The organism is Methylibium sp. T29 (assembly GCF_000576205.1).
GTDB lineage: Bacteria > Pseudomonadota > Gammaproteobacteria > Burkholderiales > Burkholderiaceae_C > Methylibium > Methylibium petroleiphilum.
On sequence record NZ_AZND01000312.1, the window covers coordinates 1 to 3,333 of the forward strand.

Here is a 3,333-nt window from a genome sequence, read left to right on the forward strand (position 1 = left end):
GCAATGACTGAACCAGAACAACAACCGGCCACGCTCGTAGAAAACATGCTTCTGCTGCGCCGCGAGGACTTCGACGAACTGCTCGACCGTGCCGCTGAACGCGGAGCCGAGCGCTGCCTTGCCCATCTCGGGCTGGAGAACGGCAGTGCTGCGAAGGACATCCGCGAACTGCGCGATTTGCTGGAAGCGTGGCGCGATGCCCGCAGAACGGCGTGGCAGACCACCGTCAAGGTCGTGACCACCGGCATCCTGGCCGCGCTGCTGGTGGGGGCCGCCATCAAGTTGAAGCTGATGGGAGGCGTGCAATGACCGCCAAGCCGAAGATCTGCCTTTTGGACGACTGGCGGCGCGTAATGCGACAGGCCTGGAGCATCCGCTTCTCGCTACTGGCCACTGCTTTCACGGCGGCGGAAGTGGTGGTGCCGCTGTTGGGCGACGTGCTGCCGCGTGGCGCATTCGTGCTGCTGGCCTTCGCCGCCAGCATCGGCGCGACCGTGGCCCGCATCGTGGCACAGCCGGAGATGCACCGATGATCCGGCCGCCGCAAAGACGCACCGTTGCCGCGTTGACGCTGTCCGCTGCCGCGCTGGTCGGCATCGTGCTGCACGAGGGCTACACCGACCGCGCGGTGATTCCGGTCAAGGGAGATGTGCCGACCATCGGGTTCGGCACCACCACCGGGGTGAAGATCGGCGACACCACCACGCCGCCGAAGGCGCTGGCTCGAGCGCTCACCGATGTGCAGCAGTTTGAGGGTGCGCTCAAACAATGCGTAACCGTGCCGCTGGCCCAGCACGAGTACGACGCCCTGGTGAGCTTTTCCTACAACGTCGGCAGCCGCGCGTTCTGCCAGTCCACGCTGGTCAGGAAACTCAACGCCGAGGACTACGCGGGAGCCTGTGCCGAGCTGCTGCGCTGGCGCTTCTTCCAGGGAAAAGACTGCGCGCTGCCCACCAACGCGCGGCTATGTGGTGGGCTGGCTACACGGCGAGAAGCCGAATACCGGCAGTGCATCGGGGAGGCGTCGTGACCCTGATTCCGTGGCCGTACCGGCTGCTGGCCCTCGCGGCGCTCGGCGTCGCCCTGGTTGGCTTTGGCTGGATCAAGGGTGCGAGCCACGTTCAAGCGCAATGGGACGCCGCCATCCAGCAACAAACCCTTCAAGCCGCCGCTGCCCGCGAGCGGCAGGCGCAAGCCACCGTCAAGGTTGTCACCCAGTACGTCGACCGCGTCCGCGTCATCCGCGAGAAGGGCGACACCATCTTCAAGGAGGTTCCCGTCTATGTGCCCGTTCAAGTCGATGCCGCTTGCACTATCAACCGTGGCTTTGTGCGCCTGCACGACGCTGCCGCCGCCGGTGAGTTGCCCGAACCCGCCCGAGATGCTGATGCGGCCGCCGCAGGCATTGCGCTCTCTGCCGTCGCCGGAACCGTCGCCGCCAACTACCAGATCTGCCACGAGAACGCCGAGCAACTGAGGGCGTTGCAGGCGTGGGTCAGCGAGATGGGGGCGGCAAAGCAAACCCCTTCACCCGCGCCGTGATCAGACGTCGATGGTCGTCGTTTTCCAGACTTCCTGCGCCAGCGTGATGAGCAGCCCATGGCGCTTTTCGATGGATGCGGCATTCCACGCAGGAAAAGCCGCCAGCTTGGTGTTGATCCGGGAAATCGATGTGTTCTGTCCGACGTCGGTCAGCGCCACCAGACTGCGGGTCAGGTAGTTGCCGCTCTTGCCATACTCGACCTGCTTGGCCGCGTAGAAGTCGTTCCCCGCGACGATGTTGATCGGCTTCTCCAGCAAAGTCAGATTGCCGAGGCGATTCTTGTAGTCGTCGTAGACCGCGTTCGGGTTCTCTGCCGCCCACGTCGCACGCAGTTCCGCCTTCGGGTTGTCGGGCAGGATGTGTTCGATTTCCAGCTTGGTGAAGGGCTCCAAGCTACCTGGTACCTTCAGCCCGTTGAACGACATCTCTACGTGCTGGGTCAGTCGCGCGAGCAAGTAGCGTGTGCGGTACTGCTGCATCGAATGCAGCGTGAAGCGCTTGAGGGCGTCGGCCAGCTCCTGCGACTTGCCCGCCATGTTCTTCTCGAAGCGGTCGGCGACGAATGCGTTGAGCTGAACCTTCTGCTTCACCGGATCGCTGGCCTCGGCGATTGCACGCAGCTCATCGGCCCATTGCGAGAAGCTGCGTTCCAGATCCTTGGTCGGCGTCTTGGTGAAGATGTAGTAGAAGAGGAAGCTCTCCAGCTGCGCCACGAAGTGATCGAACAGCGGTTTCGGAAAGTTCGCCGCCGCCAGCAGCAAGACGTAGTGCAAGCTGAATGCACCACCGGCCAGCCGCTTCAGGCTGTCCATCGCCAGACTAGGCTTGCCGTCATTGCCCAGCCCGTTGGCAAAGGCCAGGTAGTGCTCGACGTTGCGGATCACCTTGCGAACGAACTCGAAGGGCTTGCCCTCGTAATCGCACAGCGCCGCGTTGCCCTTGGCGATGAACCAGTCGTAGATCTCGTCCTCGCGCACCACCGCATCGCCGCGTTCGTTCTTGATGACGTAGTTGGCCATCAGGAAGTAGCGCAGGAAGCGCAGCGGCTTTTCCTTCTCCTTCTCCAGCGGCTTGGTGATCTTCTTCCACTCGTCCTTGAGCTGGGTGAACTGCGTTTGCTTGACCTGCGTGAACAGCAGGTTCTTGAGCAAGTCCATCGGGTTCAGGCCCACGCCGCGCTCGTTGATGGTCTCGAAAATCTTCAGCGCGCTGCTGACATCGGTGGAGATCTGGATGAACACCACGTTGTTGGCCAGATAGCCCCAATACTTCTTCAGCTTGGCCGTGTCGTCGTAGTTGTCCTTCAGGTAGCGATACAGCGTGCTGTAGGCATTGACCAGATTCTCCAGCGAGCCAAAGCTGGCGATGCCCGAAGCCTGGATGCCTGCGCGCACGGCCATCGGTTCGGCGTCCAGCTCCACGAGCTTGGCCATCACTTCGCCCGCGCTCTCGTAACGCGGCTCCAGCTTCAGGGTGGTGCACACCTCGCCGTCGCTGTCCACGTAGCTGGTCGAGATCAGCCCGGCAATCATCTGCCGCTGCGGTTCGCCCTGGAACAGATGCTTCAGGGCACACAGCAGCAGGAAGAAGGTGGTCAGGCGCTGCTGGCCGTCGATCACCTCGTAGTGGTTCTTCTGATCGGTCGGCGACACCAGCACGGTGCCGATGAAGTATTCCCGCGTGGTGCTCGCATCGATCTGCTCGCCGATGTCCTCCAGCAGCTGATGCACTTCCTTGTCCGTCCAGACGTACTCGCGCTGGTAGTCCGGGACGATGTAGAAGCACTCCCT

5 protein-coding genes are annotated in these 3,333 nt (G+C 62.7%); 4 read left to right on the forward strand and 1 reads right to left on the reverse strand.

The window, feature by feature from the left end; genetic code table 11:
* The first annotated feature begins 3 nt into the window (after positions 1–3).
* Genes x551_RS19990 through x551_RS20005 form a run of 4 tightly spaced genes read left to right on the forward strand, consistent with a single transcriptional unit; the run spans position 4 to position 1,542 of the window.
* On the forward strand, positions 4–309 hold the full coding sequence (locus x551_RS19990) for a DUF6127 family protein (protein ID WP_036233744.1): 306 nt from the start codon (positions 4–6) through the stop codon (positions 307–309).
* A complete protein-coding gene (locus x551_RS19995; RefSeq protein ID WP_036233743.1) occupies positions 306–533 on the forward strand; it encodes a hypothetical protein in 228 nt (75 codons plus the stop codon). Before x551_RS19990 ends, x551_RS19995 begins: the two co-directional genes overlap by 4 nt.
* Positions 530–1,030: a lysozyme gene (locus tag x551_RS20000; protein ID WP_036250558.1), complete on the forward strand. Its 501-nt coding sequence runs from the start codon at positions 530–532 to the stop codon at positions 1,028–1,030. Before x551_RS19995 ends, x551_RS20000 begins: the two co-directional genes overlap by 4 nt.
* A complete protein-coding gene (locus tag x551_RS20005; protein WP_036233741.1) occupies positions 1,027–1,542 on the forward strand; it encodes a hypothetical protein in 516 nt (171 codons plus the stop codon). Before x551_RS20000 ends, x551_RS20005 begins: the two co-directional genes overlap by 4 nt.
* Here the strand turns inward: x551_RS20005 and x551_RS20010 are convergent.
* A partial coding sequence (locus tag x551_RS20010) for a DUF262 domain-containing protein (RefSeq protein WP_036250561.1) occupies positions 1,543–3,333 on the reverse strand: 1,791 nt, incomplete at its 5' end.

What these genes read in the sequence shown, in the direction of transcription:
- x551_RS19990 (WP_036233744.1), top strand. Translation starts at nt 4, where the DNA reads ATGACTGAACCAGAACAACAACCGGCCACGCTCGTAGAAAACATGCTT.
- x551_RS19995 (WP_036233743.1), top strand. Translation starts at nt 306, where the DNA reads ATGACCGCCAAGCCGAAGATCTGCCTTTTGGACGACTGGCGGCGCGTA.
- x551_RS20000 (WP_036250558.1), top strand. Translation starts at nt 530, where the DNA reads ATGATCCGGCCGCCGCAAAGACGCACCGTTGCCGCGTTGACGCTGTCC.